The 18,388-nt window shown below is 53.5% G+C and carries 18 protein-coding genes; 7 read left to right on the top strand and 11 right to left on the bottom strand.

Annotated elements, in window-relative coordinates:
• Window positions 1–9: 9 nt before the first annotated feature.
• Window positions 10–933: a ParB/RepB/Spo0J family partition protein gene (locus AAC621_RS06610; RefSeq protein WP_340253452.1), complete on the top strand. Its 924-nt coding sequence runs from the start codon at window positions 10–12 to the stop codon at window positions 931–933.
• Here the strand turns inward: AAC621_RS06610 and hemW are convergent.
• Genes hemW through rph form a run of 3 tightly spaced genes read right to left on the bottom strand, consistent with a single transcriptional unit; the run spans window position 930 to window position 3,404 of the window.
• Window positions 930–2,093 carry a radical SAM family heme chaperone HemW gene (hemW, locus tag AAC621_RS06605; RefSeq protein ID WP_340253449.1) on the bottom strand — a complete coding sequence of 388 codons (1,164 nt, stop codon included), beginning with the start codon at window positions 2,091–2,093 and terminating at the stop codon, window positions 930–932. The two genes, AAC621_RS06610 and hemW, sit on opposite strands and share 4 nt — an antisense overlap.
• Entirely contained in the window at window positions 2,080–2,691 is a 612-nt protein-coding gene (gene rdgB / locus AAC621_RS06600) for an RdgB/HAM1 family non-canonical purine NTP pyrophosphatase (RefSeq protein ID WP_340253446.1), read from the bottom strand. The genes hemW and rdgB overlap by 14 nt, the downstream gene beginning before the upstream one ends.
• Entirely contained in the window at window positions 2,691–3,404 is a 714-nt protein-coding gene (rph, locus tag AAC621_RS06595; protein WP_340253443.1) for a ribonuclease PH, read from the bottom strand. The genes rdgB and rph overlap by 1 nt, the downstream gene beginning before the upstream one ends.
• A 116-nt stretch (window positions 3,405–3,520) precedes the next feature.
• On the opposite strand from rph, the gene hrcA reads away from it, so the two are divergent.
• Window positions 3,521–4,585, top strand: coding sequence for a heat-inducible transcriptional repressor HrcA (gene hrcA, locus AAC621_RS06590; protein ID WP_340253441.1), 1,065 nt, complete (start codon window positions 3,521–3,523; stop codon window positions 4,583–4,585).
• 10 nt (window positions 4,586–4,595) lie between these two features.
• Window positions 4,596–5,168, top strand: a complete 573-nt coding sequence (locus tag AAC621_RS06585; protein ID WP_340253439.1) for a nucleotide exchange factor GrpE — start codon at window positions 4,596–4,598, stop codon at window positions 5,166–5,168.
• Here AAC621_RS06585 and mutS read toward each other — a convergent pair.
• A complete protein-coding gene (gene mutS / locus AAC621_RS06580; protein ID WP_340253436.1) occupies window positions 5,165–7,798 on the bottom strand; it encodes a DNA mismatch repair protein MutS in 2,634 nt (877 codons plus the stop codon). The genes AAC621_RS06585 and mutS overlap by 4 nt on opposite strands.
• Window positions 7,799–7,917: 119 nt before the next feature.
• On the opposite strand from mutS, the gene AAC621_RS06575 reads away from it, so the two are divergent.
• Window positions 7,918–10,179, top strand: a complete 2,262-nt coding sequence (locus AAC621_RS06575) for an NADP-dependent malic enzyme (protein WP_340253433.1) — start codon at window positions 7,918–7,920, stop codon at window positions 10,177–10,179.
• A 30-nt stretch (window positions 10,180–10,209) separates the two neighbouring features.
• On the opposite strand, the gene dnaJ is transcribed toward AAC621_RS06575, so the two are convergent.
• From dnaJ to AAC621_RS06560, 3 genes are all read right to left on the bottom strand, one after another.
• Window positions 10,210–11,361: a molecular chaperone DnaJ gene (gene dnaJ, locus AAC621_RS06570; RefSeq protein ID WP_340253430.1), complete on the bottom strand. Its 1,152-nt coding sequence runs from the start codon at window positions 11,359–11,361 to the stop codon at window positions 10,210–10,212.
• Window positions 11,362–11,437: 76 nt separating this feature from the next.
• Window positions 11,438–13,336, bottom strand: a complete 1,899-nt coding sequence (gene dnaK, locus AAC621_RS06565; protein WP_340253427.1) for a molecular chaperone DnaK — start codon at window positions 13,334–13,336, stop codon at window positions 11,438–11,440.
• A gap of 187 nt (window positions 13,337–13,523) precedes the next feature.
• Window positions 13,524–13,847, bottom strand: a complete 324-nt coding sequence (locus AAC621_RS06560) for a hypothetical protein (RefSeq protein ID WP_340253424.1) — start codon at window positions 13,845–13,847, stop codon at window positions 13,524–13,526.
• Between the two features lie 179 nt (window positions 13,848–14,026).
• Between AAC621_RS06560 and cysQ the strand changes: the two genes are divergently transcribed.
• Genes cysQ through AAC621_RS06545 form a run of 3 tightly spaced genes read left to right on the top strand, consistent with a single transcriptional unit; the run spans window position 14,027 to window position 15,857 of the window.
• Window positions 14,027–14,824 (top strand): 3'(2'),5'-bisphosphate nucleotidase CysQ, encoded by a 798-nt coding sequence (cysQ, locus tag AAC621_RS06555; protein ID WP_340253421.1) that lies wholly within the window; start codon window positions 14,027–14,029, stop codon window positions 14,822–14,824.
• Complete coding sequence (locus AAC621_RS06550) at window positions 14,821–15,621, top strand: 3-deoxy-manno-octulosonate cytidylyltransferase (RefSeq protein ID WP_340253418.1); 801 nt, start codon at window positions 14,821–14,823, stop codon at window positions 15,619–15,621. Before cysQ ends, AAC621_RS06550 begins: the two co-directional genes overlap by 4 nt.
• Window positions 15,618–15,857: a hypothetical protein gene (locus tag AAC621_RS06545; RefSeq protein ID WP_340253415.1), complete on the top strand. Its 240-nt coding sequence runs from the start codon at window positions 15,618–15,620 to the stop codon at window positions 15,855–15,857. The genes AAC621_RS06550 and AAC621_RS06545 overlap by 4 nt, the downstream gene beginning before the upstream one ends.
• Here AAC621_RS06545 and AAC621_RS06540 read toward each other — a convergent pair.
• The 4 genes from AAC621_RS06540 to AAC621_RS06525 form a co-directional block, all read right to left on the bottom strand.
• The gene (locus tag AAC621_RS06540) at window positions 15,854–16,318 is read right to left on the bottom strand and encodes a PTS sugar transporter subunit IIA (protein WP_340253413.1); all 465 of its coding nucleotides are present in this window, start codon (window positions 16,316–16,318) and stop codon (window positions 15,854–15,856) included. The two genes, AAC621_RS06545 and AAC621_RS06540, sit on opposite strands and share 4 nt — an antisense overlap.
• 39 nt (window positions 16,319–16,357) lie before the next feature.
• Window positions 16,358–16,924: a ribosome hibernation-promoting factor, HPF/YfiA family gene (hpf, locus tag AAC621_RS06535; protein ID WP_317657049.1), complete on the bottom strand. Its 567-nt coding sequence runs from the start codon at window positions 16,922–16,924 to the stop codon at window positions 16,358–16,360.
• 204 nt (window positions 16,925–17,128) lie between these two features.
• The gene (lptB, locus tag AAC621_RS06530; RefSeq protein WP_340253410.1) at window positions 17,129–17,890 is read right to left on the bottom strand and encodes an LPS export ABC transporter ATP-binding protein; all 762 of its coding nucleotides are present in this window, start codon (window positions 17,888–17,890) and stop codon (window positions 17,129–17,131) included.
• Window positions 17,891–17,893: 3 nt separating this feature from the next.
• Window positions 17,894–18,388 (bottom strand): LptA/OstA family protein, encoded by a 495-nt coding sequence (locus tag AAC621_RS06525; protein WP_340253407.1) that lies wholly within the window; start codon window positions 18,386–18,388, stop codon window positions 17,894–17,896.

Below are 18,388 nucleotides of genomic sequence, written 5' to 3'. Positions count from 1 at the left end.
GAGAAGATAATGAGTAAACGGGATAAACGCGGTTTGGGGCGTGGTCTGTCTGCATTAATGCAAGACATTGATGTGGGCACGAGCCCAGCCGTGAATGCCGCGCCAGCGCAAGATATCGAGGGATCGCAACCCGCCCCAGCGCGCCGTTCGGATACCAAATTGCCGATTGAGCGTATTCGCCCCAATCCCGAACAGCCGCGCCGTAATTTTACCCCAGAAGCGCTGGAGGAGCTTGCCGCATCGATTAAGGAAAAGGGCATTATTCAGCCCCTTATCGTGCGCGCCGATCAAAACCACGATGGTGATTATCAGATTGTTGCTGGCGAACGCCGTTGGCGCGCCTCGCAAATGGCGCAATTGCATGAATTGCCCGTCATTATTCGCGATTTTACAGATGTTGAGGTTCTCGAGATTGCGATTATCGAGAATATTCAGCGCGCTGATCTCAATCCAATCGAAGAGGCGATGGGGTATCGGCAGCTGATTGATCGTTTTGGCCATACCCAAGAAAAACTGGCTGAGGCGATGGGGAAAAGCCGCAGTCATATCGCAAACTTAATGCGTCTTTTGCAGTTGCCTGATGATGTGCAGGCGATGCTGCGCGAAGGGCGCCTGTCAGCGGGTCACGCGCGCGCCCTGATCACAACCCCCAATGCTTCGGAACTGGCGCGCGAGATCATTGCCAAAGGGTTATCGGTGCGTGAGGCTGAGAAACTGGCAAGTGCGGCAGGCGATAAACCTAAATCACCGCGCTCAACAGCACCGACCAAAGACGCTGATACACGCGCGATTGAGGCGGATTTGTCAGCCGCCTTGGGCATGAAGGTGGATATCAGCCATGATTCAGGGTCTGGGGCTGGTAAGATCTCAATCAGCTATAAAGATATCGAAGCGTTGGACGAGCTGATGCGCCGTTTGGGTGGCGGGGCCTAGGCCAATAAGCCGCGCAACACTCCATTCAGCACGGGCCGCCCAGACGCAGTGCAACTCAGCCTATCTCCATTTAGGTCGATTAATCCTAAATATTTGAATTCATTCAACTTTTCTAGATTAACCGCAGTATTTGATAGGTTTCTGATCCTTGCAAGAGATACGCCTTCGCTGAGGCGCAACCCCATCATTAGCGCCTCTACGGCTTGATCATACGAGGAAATTTCTTCCCGCGCGGTTTCACCTGAACCCGTTTGGTTCACTTGATCCAGCCACAGATTTGGCGAAAGCTGTGTCGCTGTCGCGTATTTCACACCATCGAGCGTTAAACGCCCATGGGCCCCAGGCCCTATGCCAAGATAATCGCCGTAGCGCCAATAAACCAAGTTATGCCGAGATTGCGCCAAATCGCTGGCATGGTTGGACACCTCATATGCGGGCAATCCCGCATTATCGCAGAGTTCTTGGGTCACTTCATACATATCTACGGCCAAGTCTTCAGTGGGTAGGCCATCGAGCTTGCCAATTTTGTCACGTGCGCCAAAGGCTGTGCCCTCTTCGATTGTAAGCTGATAGGCGGATAAGTGATCCAACCCCAAGGATAGAGCGCGGCGCAACTCTGCGCGCCAGTCTTCGAGGCTTTGATGCTGCCGCGCATAGATCAAATCAAAACTGACACGGGGAAAGGTGCCGCGTGCGATGTCAAAGGCGCGCAGCGCCTCCTCGGCGCTATGCAGGCGACCCAGCGCTTTGAGATCGGGGTCATTTAGGGCTTGGATGCCCATAGATAGTCTCGAAACGCCCGCTTCGTGATATTGTTTAAATCGACTTGCCTCCGCAGAGGTCGGATTGGCCTCTAGGGTAATCTCCAGATCATTTGCTGCGGGCCAGTGTTGTAAAATTCGCACGATAATGGCATTGACCAGATCCCCATCCATCAAAGATGGCGTCCCGCCGCCAAAAAACACCGACTTTAGAACGCGCCCGCCGCACTCAGCCGCCAATCGATCAATTTCAATCAGATAGGCATGTTTCCAGCGTGATTGATCAATGGACTGCGATATATGCGAGTTAAAATCGCAATAGGGGCATTTGGCCTGACAGAAGGGCCAGTGGATATAAATCCCAAAGCCGCCATTTTCCCAATCGTCACGTTTGTTCAAACAGGCTCACCAATTTCTCAAATGCATCAGCGCGGTGACTGATCTTGTTTTTTTCCCAACGATCCATCTCGCCAAAGGTGATGTCATAGCCTTCGGGTTGGAAAATTGGGTCATAGCCGTGACCTTGGTCACCACGCATTGGCCAAACCACCTGACCCGCCATCACGCCTTCGAATATCTCGTCATGGCCATCGGGCCATGCAAGAACAAGTGTGCAACAAAACCGCGCAAGGCGTGGATGTGGGGCGTTTACAGACTCTAGCTCATTATGGGCGCGTTGCATGGCCATCACAAAATCGCGTCCGTTCGGGGTTTCGGCCCAATCAGCCGTACAAACTCCAGGTGCATTGCCAAGCGCGTCAATTTCAATACCGCTGTCATCCGCCAAAGCGGGTAGACCTGTTGCTTTGGCGGCAGCATGGGCTTTGATCCGCGCGTTCTCGACAAAAGTTGTGCCTGTTTCTTCGGGTTTGGGCAGATCGTGATCCTTGGCGGAGACGGTCTTGATGCCAAATGGGGTCAAAAGCGCAGATATTTCCTCAAGTTTGCCTTGATTATGGGTCGCTACAAGCAAAGTGTTTGAGGTGAATTTCCGCATCACGCAACCGCCGCGTTTTGCGCCAAAACAATCTCTGAAACGCCCTTATGAGCGAGTTTTTGCAATTCTGCGAACTCGTCCAAGGAAAAAGTCGCCGACTCTGCGCTGGCTTGAATCTCGATCAGCTTACCCGCGCCCGTCATAACAAAGTTACTATCGGTTCCAGCCTCTGAATCTTCGGGGTAATCAAGATCAAGAACAGGTTGGCCCGCGTAAATGCCGCAAGAGACGGCGGCGACATTATCCAAAATCGGGTCAGATGTAATGGCGCCAGAGGCAAGCAGATTGTTCATAGCAAGTCGCAATGCGACCCAGCCCCCTGTGATAGAGGCGCAGCGCGTTCCACCATCTGCCTGCATAACATCGCAGTCGATGGTAATTTGACGTTCACCCAAGGCGGAGCGATCCACGCCTGCCCGCAATGCACGTCCAATCAGGCGCTGAATTTCCTGTGTGCGGCCCGATTGTTTGCCAACCGCAGCCTCACGCCGACCCCGCGTGTGCGTGGCGCGCGGCAGCATCCCATATTCTGCGGTGACCCATCCCAACCCTGAATTTTTCAAAAATGGCGGCACGCGCTCTTCGATTGTGGCGGAACACAGAACATGGGTATCGCCGCATTTGATCAAACACGACCCTTCCGCATGGCGCATCACGGCAGTTTCAATAGAAATTTTCCGCATTTCATCTAGGTTTCTGCCTGAAGGACGCATAAATATCTCCTTGTGATCCACCCCAGTGGGATAGTCGCAGTAACGGGGCAGTTGCAAGCAGGATTGACCATCTGCGGCCCACGCTGAGAAATAAGGTGATGATTTGGGGCTGAAGAATGAGTGAAACATCACAAATTCTCGCTGAGTTGAACGAGAGATCGCGCGAAGTTTTTCGCCGCGTGGTTGAGGGCTATCTTTCCACTGGTGAGCCCGTTGGATCACGCAGCCTGACCCGCAATATGACCGAACAGATTTCAGCCGCCACTATTCGTAATGTGATGCAGGACTTGGAATATCTCGGCTTGCTCGACAGCCCCCATATTTCGGCGGGGCGTGTTCCGACCCATTTGGGACTGCGCATGTTCGTGGATGGGTTGCTTGAGGTCATTGAACTCGGCGAAGACGACAAAACCCACCTTGATGCGACCGTTCAAAGTAATTCCGACACGGTTTCAACGGCCTTGGATCGGATTGGAAAGGCATTGTCGGGCATCACCCATGGCGCCAGTTTGGTGCTTGCCCCGAAACACGAGGCGCCGATCAAACATGTTGAGTTTGTATCCCTCTCAACAGAAAAAGCCCTTGTTGTTTTGGTGTTCGCTGATGGCCATGTTGAAAATCGGCTATTCACCCCACCGCCTGGATTGACGCCAAGTGCGATGCGCGAGGCTGCTAATTTTGTGAACGCATGGGCAGAAGGACGCACCGTCACAGATTTGCGCGCGGTGATGGAGCAAGAGGTCAAAACACGCCGCCGCGAGATTGATGAAATTGCAAAATCCCTAATTGAACAGGGTTTGGCGATTTGGGAAAATTCTGGTCATCGGGGCGAGCGCCTTATTGTTCGCGGGCGGGCGAATCTGTTGGACAATGCGCCAGAAATTGCAGATCTCGAACGGATCAAATCCTTGTTTGATGATCTCGAACGTAAGCGCGACATCGCGGAATTTCTCGATTTGACTGATCGTGGTGATGGTGTGCGCATTTTTATTGGGTCTGAGAACAAGTTATTCTCACTTACGGGTTCCTCTTTGGTTGTCTCTCCCTATATGAACTCGGAACGGAAAATTATCGGCGCTGTGGGTGTGATTGGGCCAACGCGCATCAATTACGGTCGGATCGTGCCGATTGTGGATTACACGGCACAGTTGGTTGGGAAATTAATCTCTGATCGTGCATAAGAGGTGAAAGATGGTAGAGCCACAGGAAGAGCAATTCCTTGATGATATTGACGCGCCTGAGGAAGATATCGACCTTGCAGAAGGCATTGGCGAGGATGTTGATACCAGCCCTGAGGGCGCTATTGCTGCGCTGACTGAGGAGCGGGATCAACTGCGCGACCGTTTGTTGCGCGTCATGGCGGATTCCGAAAATCTGCGCAAACGTGCCGAGCGGGATCGCCGCGAAGCCGAGCATTATGGCGGCACCCGCCTCGCGCGCGATTTGTTGCCTGTTTATGACAACCTCAACCGCGCTTTATCTGCTGTTGGTGATGAGCAACGTGATGTTGCGGGCAGCGTGATCGAAGGTATTGAGCTGACCTTGCGCGAGCTTTTGAATGTTTTCTCAAAACATGGCGTGACAGTCGTGAAACCCGAAGAGGGCGACCAATTCGACCCGCAAATGCATCAGGCGATGTTTGAGGCCCCCGTTCCAGGCACGACAGCGGGCCAGATCATTCAGGTTATGACCGAAGGATTCCTGTTGCATGATCGCCTTTTGCGGCCTGCGCAGGTGGGTGTGTCATCAACACCAAAATCCTAATCCTTCATCAACGCCTTTAGGTCGTAAATCAAGTCGAGCGCCTCGCGTGCCGTCATCTCATCGGGATGCACGGCATGGAGGCGATCCTCAAGCGGGGATGATTTGGGGGCTTGTGGCGCAGGCTGCGCGGTAAAGAGCGGCAAATCATCAATCAGCGATTTCTGCGCGCCGCCCTCACGATCATTCTTCTCCAATTTCTTCAAAACTTCTTCGGCGCGATGGATCACCGCAGGCGGCAATCCTGCAAGTTTCGCGACCTGAACCCCATAGGATCGATCCGCGGCGCCTTCGCGTAATTCGTGAAGAAAGACGATCTCGCCTTCAAATTCCTTGACCGCAACGGTTGCATTGCGCGCGCCTGATAGAGCGCCCGCAAGTGCGGTCAATTCGTGGTAATGGGTCGCAAAAAGCGCGCGGCACTTATTAACATCATGTAGAAATTCCAACGTGGCCCATGCGATCGACAGCCCGTCATAGGTGGCTGTCCCGCGCCCTATTTCATCAAGGATTACTAAGGCGCGATGATCGGCTTGGTTCAAAATCGCGGCTGTTTCCACCATCTCGACCATGAAGGTCGACCTGCCGCGCGCAAGATCATCTGAGGCCCCAACGCGACTGAAAACTTGGCTGACCAACCCCAGTTTTGCCGATCTTGCCGGCACAAAACCGCCCATTTGAGCCAAAATCACAATCAATGCGTTTTGCCGCAAATAGGTCGACTTACCCGCCATATTGGGGCCAGTCAGCAATTGTATGGCGGCGGCATCACTCTGCGGAGATAGCGCGCAGTCATTTGGAACAAAGCGATCTTTGCTGCCGCGAAGCGCGTCCTCAACCACGGGATGGCGACCTGCGACAATATCAAAATCGCGATCTTTTGTGATCTCTGGTCGCACCCAATCTTGTGCCCGCGCAATATGCGCCAAGGCCAGATAAAAATCCGCTGATGCGAGGGCAAATGCGGCACGCATGACGGGATCAAACTGTGCTAAAACCTCTTGGCGCAGCGTCTCAAAGATTTGTTTCTCAATTTCAATCGCCCGCGCGCCAGAATTAAGGATCTTCGTTTCGAGTTCGGACAAGTCAACTGTGGTAAAGCGCACCGCATTGGCCGTGGTCTGGCGATGGATAAACTGCTCGGACAGGGGGGCAGATAGCATCTTTTCCGCGTGGGTGGCGGTCGTTTCTATGAAATAGCCAAGCACATTATTGTGTTTGATCTTAAGGGATGGAATGCCTGTCGTGCTGACGTAGTCGGCTTGCATTTTTGCGACAATTCCACGCCCCTCATCCCGAAGGGCGCGCATCTCATCCAGCTCAGCGTGATAGCCTGACGCAACGAATCCCCCATCGCGGGCGAGGAGGGGCGGCTCCTCAATCAGGGCATCTGTCAGCAGCCCAATCAAGGGTTCATGACCGACCAGATCAGTCACTAAATTCAGCCATAACGAGGAAAGTTCGATCCCAACAAGCTGTGCTGCTACCTCCTGCGCTTGGCGTAAACCCGAACGGATTGCGGCCAAATCCCGTGGACTGGCCCGATCCAAGGATAGGCGTGACAGCGCGCGTTCCATGTCAGGCACTTTTCGCAAAATCTCGCGCAGTCTTTCCGAAATCGAAGAATTCGACAGCGCGAAGGTGACCGCATCATGTCGGGCTGTGATTTCGTCAAAATCGGTGGAGGGGGCGGAAAGGCGCCGCTCTAACAAACGTCCGCCTGCGCTGGTCACAGTTTTGTCCATCACCGCCAGAAGGCTGCCTTTGCGCCCGCCGGAGAGCGATTGTGTAATTTCCAAATTTTTCCGCGTTGCGGCATCAATCAACATCACCCGCGTCAAAGATTGCCGCTGTGGCCGTTGCAAGCGGGGCAGATTGCCCTTTTGCGTGATGTCCAAATAATCGACCACCGCCCCCATGGCGGAGAGATCAGGACGCTCAAACTGGCCAAAGGCCTCTAGGCTGTCGACCTTGAACAAATCGGTAAGCCGTGTTTCTGCGGATCTGCTGTCAAAGCTTGACGGTGCAAGGCGTGTCACGCTTGCGCCTGTCTCTTCGATTAAGGCAATGCGGCTTGGATCAAGATTTTCCGAGATAAGAATTTCGCGCGGTGCAAGGCGCGCCAATTCTGGGCCAAGCCGTGCGGGGGTTACGGGCATCACCCAAAACCCCCCAGTCGACATATCGCACCATGCAAGCGCGGCTGATCTGTCCCGTGATTCAAAATAAGCCGTTAGATAATTGTGGCGCCGCGCGTCCAGCAGGCTGTCCTCAGTCAAAGTGCCTGGGGTGACAACCCGCACGACATCGCGCTTAACAACCGATTTCGACCCGCGCTTTTTCGCCTCGGCGGGGTCTTCGAGCTGTTCACAGACGGCAACGCGAAATCCCTTGCGGATCAATGTTAGCAAATAGTTCTCAGCGGCATGAACGGGGACACCGCACATAGGAATGTCTTCGCCCAGATGTTGACCGCGCTTTGTTAGGGCGATGTCCAATGCTTCGGCGGCGGCGACAGCATCATCAAAAAACATCTCATAGAAATCGCCCATGCGGTAAAACAATAACGCATCCGCGTGGCGGGCTTTCACCTCAAGATATTGCGCCATCATTGGCGTGACTTGGCCTGTCATTCCTGCCCCCTTCTTTGGGCTTACCCTACTGTCTCTGCGGCATTGTTTGAAGGGACAAAAGAGATGCGTTGTCGCCACGGTCAAGGGATTGTAAACCGAATGAAAGAGGAGGTGAATTTATGGCAAATAAACCAAAGGTCACGCGTGAAGAGGCTTTGGCTTATCACTTGGAACCCCGCCCGGGAAAAATTGACATTTCCGCGTCAACCGCGATGTCGACCCAACGGGATCTCAGCCTTGCCTATTCGCCAGGTGTGGCCGTTCCCTGCGAGGTGATCGCGCAGAACCCCGAAACCGCGTATGATTATACGACTAAGGGCAATCTGGTTGCTGTGATCTCAAACGGGACAGCCGTTCTAGGTCTTGGAAATCTAGGCGCACTCGCCTCAAAGCCCGTGATGGAAGGTAAAGCGGTCTTGTTCAAGCGCTTTGCCGATATCAACTCGATTGATATCGAGCTTGCCACGGAAGATGTCGATGAATTCGTGAACGCCGTACGCCTGATGGGGCCCACCTTTGGCGGGATTAATCTTGAGGATATCAAGGCCCCCGAATGTTTCATGATTGAACAGCGTCTCAAGGAAGAAATGGATATTCCTGTCTTTCATGATGACCAACACGGAACAGCAGTGATCTGTGCGGCGGGTTTGATCAACGCGCTGCATTTGACGGGCAAAAAAATCGAAGATGTCCGTATCGTTTTGAACGGTGCAGGCGCGGCAGGGATCGCCTGCCTTGAGCTGCTGAAATCCATGGGGGCGCAGCATCAGAATTGTATTATTTGCGACACGAAAGGTGTGGTTTACCAAGGCCGCACGGAAGGGATGAACCAGTGGAAATCGGCCCATGCGGTGAAAACCGATTTGCGCAGTCTTGAAGACGCGATGCGCGGCGCAGATGTTTTTCTTGGTGTTTCAGCAAAAGGGGCGGTCACGCAAGACATGGTCAAATCCATGGCCGAAAACCCTGTGATTTTCGCCATGGCAAATCCTGACCCAGAAATCACGCCAGAAGAAGCCCACGAGGTGCGCCCTGATGCGATCGTGGCCACGGGGCGCAGTGATTACCCCAATCAAGTGAATAACGTTCTTGGTTTCCCGTATTTGTTCCGCGGTGCTTTGGATATTCACGCGCGCGCCATCAATGATGAAATGAAAATCGCCTGTGCGCGCGCCTTGGCCGAACTTGCGCGCGAAGATGTGCCTGATGAAGTCGCAATGGCCTATGGTGAAAAGCTGTCTTTTGGCCGCGATTATATCATCCCCACACCTTTTGACCCGCGATTGATCTATACGATTCCGCCCGCTGTTGCGCGCGCGGGTATGGATACGGGCGCAGCGCGGCGGCCAATTTTGGATCTCGATGCCTATGCCAATGATTTGCAGGCGCGGATGGATCCGACCTCTTCCATTATGCAGGGCATTTATGCCCGTGCCCGTAATGCGCAGGCGCGTATGATTTTTGCTGAAGGGGACGATATTCGCGTCTTGCGCGCCGCGGTGGCCTATCAGCGCAATGGTTTGGGCAAGGCATTGGTTGTTGGGCGTGAGGCTGATGTCGCGCAAAAACTTTCAGCGGCGGGCTTGGCGGATGCCGTGCGCGAGCTTGAGATCGTGAATGCCGCAAAAACGCGTCACTTAGATGCTTATAAAGATTTTCTTTATAACCGCCTGCAACGTAAAGGCTTTGATTGGCATGACATCCATCGTCTGGCCGCGCGGGATCGTCATGTGTTCTCGGCTTTGATGCTTGCACATGGGCACGGGGATGGTCTGGTCACAGGGGCTACGCGAAAATCTGCGCATGTTTTGGGCTTGATCAACCATGTTTTTGACGCTTCCGCCAAGGATGGCGCGGTTGGTATCACGGTGCTGATGCATAAGGGCCGTGTTGTTTTGGTGGGCGACACGCTTGTGCATGAATGGCCCGAAGCCGAGGACTTGGCCCTGATTGCCAAGCGCGGGGCAAATGTTGCGCGTATCTTGGGCCTTGAGCCGCGTGTCGCTTTTGTCAGTTTTTCAACATTTGGCTATCCGGTTTCTGAGCGCGCGGTGAAAATGGGGGATGCTCCCGCGATTTTGGCGCGCGAGGGGGTCGATTTCGAATTTGATGGTGAAATGGCGGTGGATGTTGCGCTTAATCGGGACGTGATGCAGCAATATCCATTCTGCAAACTCTCTGGCCCTGCCAATGTTTTGGTTGTTCCTGCGCGTCACTCCGCCTCGATTTCAGTGAAATTGATGCAAGAAATGGCGGGGGCTACAGTCATTGGCCCGATTTTGACAGGGCCAGATCGGCCTGTGCAGATTTGTTCAACTGTGTCGACCGCGAATGACATTTTGAATATGGCGGTCATGGCCGCCTGCGAAATTGGAAAATAACAAAAACCCCCGCAACAGCGGGGGTTTACATTAGTTTTTCAGATCATCGAAAAAGCTTTTGACCTTGTCGAAAAAGCCTGACGCGTGGGGGTTATTTCCCTTATTCAGGCTTTCCTCGAACTTTCGAAGCAGGTCTTTTTGCTCGGAATTCAAGTTCACAGGCGTCTCAAGCGCCAATTCGATATACATATCACCTGTGCCATTGCCGCGAAGTGGGGGCATACCTTTGCCGCGCAAACGCATTTGGCGACCAGATTGCGCGCCTTCGGCCACCTTCACGCGGCTGCGTCCGCCATCAATGCAAGGCACCTCGACATCCCCACCCAAGGCAGCGGTGACCATCGACACGGGCACGCGGCAGTAAAGATCAATGCCATCGCGTTTGAAAATTGGGTGTTCGACGACTTCGATGAAAATATAGAGATCGCCCGCTGGCCCGCCGCGTAGACCTGCTTCGCCCTCGCCCGAGCGGCGAATACGTGTTCCTGTTTCGACACCAGGGGGCACTTTGATGGAAAGATGACGATCTTTTTGTTCGCGACCCGCGCCCCCGCAGGATCGACAGGGGTTTTTCACAATTTGACCCACGCCTGAACAGGTGGGGCAAGTGCGTTCCACAGTGAAAAAGCCTTGTTGCGCGCGGACTTTGCCCATGCCCGAACAAGTGGGGCAAGTGACGGGTTCAGATCCGCCCTCTGACCCGCTGCCCGAGCAGCTTGAACAAGTTACGGCAGTGGGAACGGTAATCTCGCGGCTGAAACCCGCATAGGCTTCCTCCAAGGTGATCCGCATATTATAGCGCAGATCAGAGCCGCGCGTGCTGCGCTGACGCCCACCGCGGCCACCGCCACCGCCCATGAAATCGCCAAAAAGGTCTTCGAAGACATCCGAAAAGGCGCTGGCGAAATCACCGCCTGCGTGAGGGCCGCCTGCACGGGGCCCACCTGCCATACCGCCATCAAACGCCGCATGACCAAAACGATCATAAGCCGCTTTTTTATCGGCATCTTTCAGAACTTCGTAGGCTTCATTCGCTTCTTTGAACTGCGCTTCCGCATTCGGATTGTCAGAATTGCGGTCGGGGTGCAGTTCTTTCGCCTTTTGACGATAGGCTTTCTTGATTTCTTCAGGCGAAGCGCCACGCGCCACACCCAAAACATCGTAATAATCGCGCTTCGACATCGGTAGACACCCTTTTCTTAACGCATAGACCAGCCAAGGCGCACCCCAGCTGGTCTATCGGGATCAAATTTCCCGATTAGGAGCGCTTTCTGTCGTCCAGATCTTCGAAATCGGCATCTACGATGTCATCATCGACACCAGATGGTTCATCACCGCCTTCACCATCCTCGGCTTGGGCTTTGTAAATCGCCTCACCAAGTTTCATTGCAGCTTCGGTCACGTTTTGGATGCCAGATTTGATCTTGCCCGCATCATCGGTTGCGATCTGTTCTTCCAAGTTTTTTATGGCCAACTCGATTGCTTCGACTGTGGTCGGATCAACCTTGTCGGAGTGTTCTTCCAAGGATTTCTGGGTCGAGTGGATCAGGCTTTCCGCTTGGTTCTTGGTTTCCACCAATTCCTTGCGCTGCTTATCGACATCAGAGTTTTCCTCAGCCTCTTTGATCATGCGATCAATGTCCTCATCGCTGAGGCCGCCCGATGCTTGGATGGTGATCTTTTGCTCTTTGCCCGTGCCTTTGTCTTTCGCAGAAACCGAGACAATCCCGTTCGCGTCAATGTCAAAGGTCACTTCGATCTGTGGCATGCCGCGCGGTGCAGGTGGGATATTTTCCAGATTGAACTGGCCCAACATTTTGTTGTCAGCGGCCATTTCCCGCTCGCCTTGGAAGACGCGGATTGTCACCGCGTTTTGATTGTCCTCAGCGGTTGAGAAAATCTGGCTTTTCTTGGTTGGGATGGTCGTGTTGCGGTCGATCAGACGGGTAAAGACGCCGCCCAAGGTTTCAATCCCAAGGCTTAGCGGGGTGACGTCCAGAAGAACAACATCCTTCACATCGCCCTGCAAAACGCCCGCTTGAATGGCCGCGCCCATGGCCACAACCTCATCAGGGTTCACGCCTTTATGGGGTTCCTTGCCAAAGAAGTTAGACACTTCTTCGATTACCTTAGGCATACGGGTCATGCCGCCGACCAAAACCACCTCGTCAATATCACCTTTTGAGAGGCCCGCATCTTTCAACGCGGCCTGACATGGTTTCAGTGAGCGTTTGATCAGATCACCTACAAGGCTTTCCAATTTCGCGCGGGTCAGTTTCAGCACAAGGTGCAAGGGCTGGCCGTTTGACCCCATCGAGATGAACGGTTGGTTGATCTCGGTCTGGGTCGAAGAGGAAAGCTCGATCTTTGCTTTCTCCGCCGCTTCCTTGAGACGCTGAAGCGCCATTTTGTCTTGCGTCAGATCGACATTGTTTTCCTTTTTGAATTCCTGCGCGAGGTAATTCACAATCGCCATGTCGAAATCTTCACCGCCAAGGAACGTGTCCCCATTAGTGGATTTTACCTCAAACAGGCCATCGTCAATCTCAAGGATTGTGATGTCGAATGTGCCGCCGCCAAGGTCATAAACCGCGATGGTCTTGGTGTCTTTTTTGTCCAACCCATAGGCCAATGCGGCCGCTGTTGGCTCGTTAATGATGCGCAGCACCTCAAGGCCTGCGATTTTACCTGCATCCTTGGTCGCCTGACGCTGTGCATCGTTGAAATAGGCAGGAACGGTTATCACGGCCTGTGTCACATCTTCGCCTAGATAATTCTCGGCGGTTTCCTTCATCTTGGTCAGGATTTGTGCAGAAATTTGGCTGGGGCTGAATTTCTCGCCCTTTACCTCGACCCATGCGTCGCCATTGCCGCCGTCAATGATATTGTAGGGAACAAGGCTCTTGTCCTTTTCCACTTCGGCATCGGTCAAACGACGCCCGATCAGGCGCTTCACAGCAAAAATTGTGTTTTCAGGATTGGTAACAGCTTGGCGCTTTGCCGATTGACCCACCAGACGTTCGTCATCGGTGTAGCCAACAATCGATGGTGTGGTGCGGGCGCCTTCAGCGTTTTCAATCACGCGCGGTTGCGCGCCGTCCATAATCGCAACACAAGAGTTTGTGGTGCCGAGGTCAATGCCAATTACTTTAGCCATCTTTTCTGGTCCCTTTTCTTCAAGCGAACATGAGGCAACGGCCCGATCTCGGCTCCGTCACTGCTTATGTATGGGCTGCTTAGAACAGCCTGTTTCGGTGGCTATATAGGCAGGCACATCGCCCCCTGCAAGCAGCGCAACGCTAGGAATTTGGGAAAGATCAGAAGGAATTCTGCGAAATTCTTGGCTAGCGCCCCATATCCCACGATATTGAAGCCTGCTTGGTTGTGAAAAACTCAGCCATCAGGCCAACAATCAACAGGCCACAGGCAACATAAAGCGGGTATTCCCAATTCGTATGATGCGGAAAGTAATTCACGAACACGGCGCTGCGCATTTGGTCGACAATGTGAAACAAAGGGTTCCAATCAAACATCGAAATGATGAATCCCGGCACCATATTGGCGACAAACATCCCCACCTGTAAAATGCTGGTCATGATGGCCCAAACGGCACTGCGGTGCGATGAACGCACCTTTTGAACCGAGGCGTGATAGGTCACCTTAAGCATGGAAAAGAGGCTACGCCTCATCGTATTCGTTTGTCGCACTTCAAACATGGATGCTGGCCTTGATCCATAGATGTCGGTTTGTTTGGCAAGATATATATGATCTACTTGCTCCATCCAACGAGATCTGGATAACCGCAAAAGGCCATTTAAGGCAATCTGGTTAAGGAAATTGTTACAAAATGGATTTTGACAAGATCGAGCGCGTGTTTCGAAGTCTGGCCTTGGGGGCCGGCGAAAAAATCATGGAGGTTTATGCCTCAGATGATTTTGGTGTTGAAAGCAAATCAGATGACAGTCCCGTAACCCGCGCTGATCAGGCGGCGGATGCCTATATCTCTGCGGGTCTGCGCGCAGCCTTTCCCGATCTTGCGCTTGTGACCGAAGAACAGGCCGAAACCCATCGGCAATCCTTGCGGGATTTCATCATTGTTGACCCGCTTGATGGCACAAAGGAATTTGTGCAGCGCCGTGGGGATTTTACAGTCAACATTGCGCTTGTTTTGGATGGCCGTCCTGTGCGCGGTGTTGTTTATGCGCCCGCGAAGCAGCGATTGTTTTACACCCGTGCGGATGGCAAATCGGTTGAGGAACTCACGCCCTTTAACCACGATGAAATTGGCCCGCAGAAATTGCTTTCTGTGGCAGAGGCCGACAATAGCGCCTTGCGCGTTGTCGCTTCGAAATCACATCGCGATGCCGCTACGTATGCCTATATCAGTGCCTATGAAATTTCAGATTTGCGCAGCGCAGGCTCATCCCTGAAATTCTGTTTGGTTGCTTCGGGTGAGGCGGATTTTTATCCGCGCCTTGGCCGTACAATGGAATGGGATACGGCCGCGGGTGATGCAGTGTTGCGCGGTGCGGGCGGCCAGATGGTAGAGTTTTCAACCCATCAGGAATTTACCTATGGCAAGGCAGGTTTTGAGAATAGCTTCTTCATCGCCTATGCCCCAACCGTGGAGTTGATCGAGCCATGAGCGTCATTTGTGTCATACCCGCGCGGTATCAATCCTCACGCTATCCGGGCAAACCCTTGGTGCAGTTGCGTGGGGTTTCGGGCAAAACTATGAGCTTGATTGAACGCAGTTGGCGCGCCGCTTGTGCCGTAAGCGGTTTTGATGCGGTCTATGTGGCCACGGATGATGAGCGCATTCGAGACGCGGCCCAAGGTTTTGGCGCGCAGGTTGTGATGACCTCGTCCGATTGTGTGAATGGGACGGAGCGCTGCGCAGAGGCTCTCAACAATCTTGGACAAAATGTTGAGATGGTGGTGAACCTTCAGGGGGATGCGCCGCTGACGCCTGCATGGTTCTTGGAGGAGTTGATCACAGGCCTGCGCGCTGATCCGTCTGCGGACATTGCTACGCCCGTTTTGCGCTGTGATGGTGAAACCTTGGCCGCATTCAAAGCGGATCGTATGGCAGGCCGCGTAGGCGGAACCACGGCCGTTTTTGGCAGCGCGCACCAAGCACTCTATTTTTCAAAGGAAGTGATCCCCTACACCACGGGTATTTCTGAGGACGCCGAAGAAACCCCCGTCTTTCATCATGTGGGTGTTTACGCTTATCGCCCCGAGGCGCTATTGGCCTATCCGACATGGCCAACAGGGCCGCTAGAGACACTTGAGGGGTTAGAACAATTGCGCTTCCTCGAGTCGGGTCGCCGTGTGTTATGTGTCGAGGTCGAAGCACAAGGGCGCAAATTCTGGGAATTGAACAACCCTGAAGATGTGTCACGGATCGAAGCCATGCTTGCGGAGATGGGCCAAGAATGAGCCAGCCGCGCGTTAGCGTGATCGTGGTCAGCCACGGACGCCCTGATCTCTTGTTGCGGGCCGAAGAATTGCCAAATGCCCTTCCTGCTTTGGCAGGGCAAGAACAGGCCTTCGTTCTGCCCAATCCCTGCGATCCAATTTCGCTTTCCGAGATATACACGACCGAAATTGAGGAGGTCTGCGCCGAGGCCTATCGGCGCGACTATGTCAGTTTTGGATTTGGGTCTTGGGCCTAGGCCGCTTGGCTTTCTGCGCCGCCTGTCAATAACGTGTGCAGTGTCATTGGGTCAGAATTTGCCCGCAATTTTTCGCAAAGTTCCGCATCCCGCAATGTGCGCGACACGCGCGCCAGCGCCTTGAGGTGATCCACGCCCGTATCGGCAGGCGCAAATAGCGCAAAGACCAGGTCAACAGGCTGTCTGTCCGCGGAATCAAAGTTGACGGGACGTTCAAGACGGAAAAATACGCCTGTGATTTTCGTGAGCGCCGACAAACGCGCATGGGGCAAGGCCACGCCATGCCCCACGCCTGTTGGCCCTAGGCTTTCACGCTCTTGCAGAGCTTCGAAAATTTCCGAGGCGCTGACGTCAAGCAAACCTTGAGCCACATCTGCAAGAGATTGCAGAAGCCGCTTCTTGCTTGTCACATCAGAAACAACCTTCACGCCTCGCGGCTCAAGAAGCATCGAAAGTTCCATTCGCGTGTATTCCTTACCCGTCAGGGTCATTATTTCGGTCTAGCGGGGATCAATCCAGCCGATATTTCCGTCTTCGCGGCGATAGACGATGTTTACGCCTGCGCTCGCTTCGTTTCGGAATACCAGGACAGGGGCGCCCGCCAATTCCATCTGCATTACAGCCTCACCCACAGAGAGCGAAGGGATTTTAGTTTCGGTTTCTGCGATGATGATGGGCTGCAAGGTGTCATCCGCATCATCTTCGTCTTTGTCTGTTGACGCGAGGATATACGAGGCCGCAGCGAAATGTTCAACGGGTTCTGCGCGTTCGCGGTGATGATCTTTCAATCTGCGCTTGTATCGGCGTAGTTGCTTTTCCATTTTCTCGCAGCACTTATCAAAGGCCGCGTAGATTTCTGTATCGCTGCCTTTGGCAGATGCGCTGAGTCCAGTGGAAAGGTGAACATTGGATTCGCATACGAACTCATGCCCACTTTTTGAGAAAACGACATGTGAATCCGTTGGTCTTTCAGCATATTTTGCAACTGCCGCGCCAAGCCCGTCTTTCACATATGTTTGGAGTGCTTCGCCAATATCGATTTGTTTCCCACTGATTTGGTAGCGCATGTTACCTCCATTACGTAAAGATAGCGTTGAAGCGAGGTTGCAACGCTACACTATAAAAGAAGATGTCAGGGATACCGCCTGCCCAAATCTTTTTCTGCCTGCGGTCAGCAGCGCGACAGGAAATAAGAGGGTTTCGGCTCTATCAAACATCACCCCTATTTGGCGACGAATCCCCGCCATCTGTCAACGTAAAGCAGAAGATGATCAGCCGATTTTGAAATTTTGACCCAAATAGACGCGGCGCACATTCTCGTCTTGCACGACATCTTTGGAGGTGCCGCTCATTAAGATTTTGCCGTCATGCAGGATATAGGCGCGATCCACGATCTGAAGCGTCTCACGCACATTATGGTCGGTGATCAAAACACCAATGCCGCGCGTTTTGAGGTCGGCAACAAGGCTGCGGATATCATTCACTGCAATCGGGTCAACGCCCGCGAAGGGCTCATCCAGCAACACATAGCGCGGGTTTGACGCCAAGCAGCGCGCGATCTCCACCCGCCGCCGTTCCCCACCTGACAAGGATAGGGCGGGCGCGCGGCGCAAATGTTCAATCGAGAAATCGCTCAGCAAATCTTCAAGGCGTTTGCGCCGTGTTACGGCGTCTTTCTCGGATATCTCCAAGATTGATAGAATGTTTGCCTCAACCGATAGGCCGCGGAAAATCGACATTTCCTGTGGCAAATATCCGATGCCCGCCCGTGCGCGGCGATACATTGGCAACCGTGTCACATCGTGGCCATCCAACATTACTTTGCCACCATCAGGCGTGACCAAGCCCGCGATTGCATAGAAACTGGTGGTTTTGCCCGACCCGTTTGGGCCAAGCAGGGCCACGACCTCGCCTCTGCGCAATTCCATTGAAACATCACGAATGACAGGTCTGCGGCGATAGCTTTTGCGGAGGTTTGAAACGATCAAACCCGCTGCGCCCGCTTCCACCTTTAATGTCACCCGCTTTGCCATGACTTACTGGTTTGCCCCCTGCAAAGTTGTGCGCACACGCCCATCCACCGTGCCCTGCCCTGTGGCAATATCCAGTAGCATCCGCTCACCCGCAATAACACCGCTTTGTTGACTGACCAAAACATTGCCAATCATTTCCATTTCGTTGCGAGCTACGAAATAGGTGGCGGTTTCAGCCTCGGCTGCGTCCACACCGCGGGTAATCAAAACCCCACCCAGAGCTTGCACTTGGTCGATATCGTTTTGGCCGCCGCCTTCGGCATTGCTTTGATAGAGGACGTGGATTTCAGCAGCTGAGATGCGCAAATCGCCCTGCACAGCGATCACATTGCCGCGAAATATTGCATTTCCGCTGGTGTCATCGACCTCAAGACTGTCGGAGACAACTTCGATTGGAGCGCTGCTGTCATGCGGGGTGCCGCCAAAGCCCACTTGCGTCTGCGACTGCGCAGGTAGGCCTATGGCCATCAAGAAAATAGCGATGAATAATTGCCGCAT

Origin of the sequence: Roseobacter sp. HKCC-CH-9208 (assembly GCF_037805125.1) — a bacterium.
In the GTDB taxonomy this organism is placed as follows: Bacteria; Pseudomonadota; Alphaproteobacteria; order Rhodobacterales; family Rhodobacteraceae; genus M30B80.
Note: the sequence above shows the minus strand (reverse complement) of the source record. Positions and strands in the feature narration are given on the sequence as shown.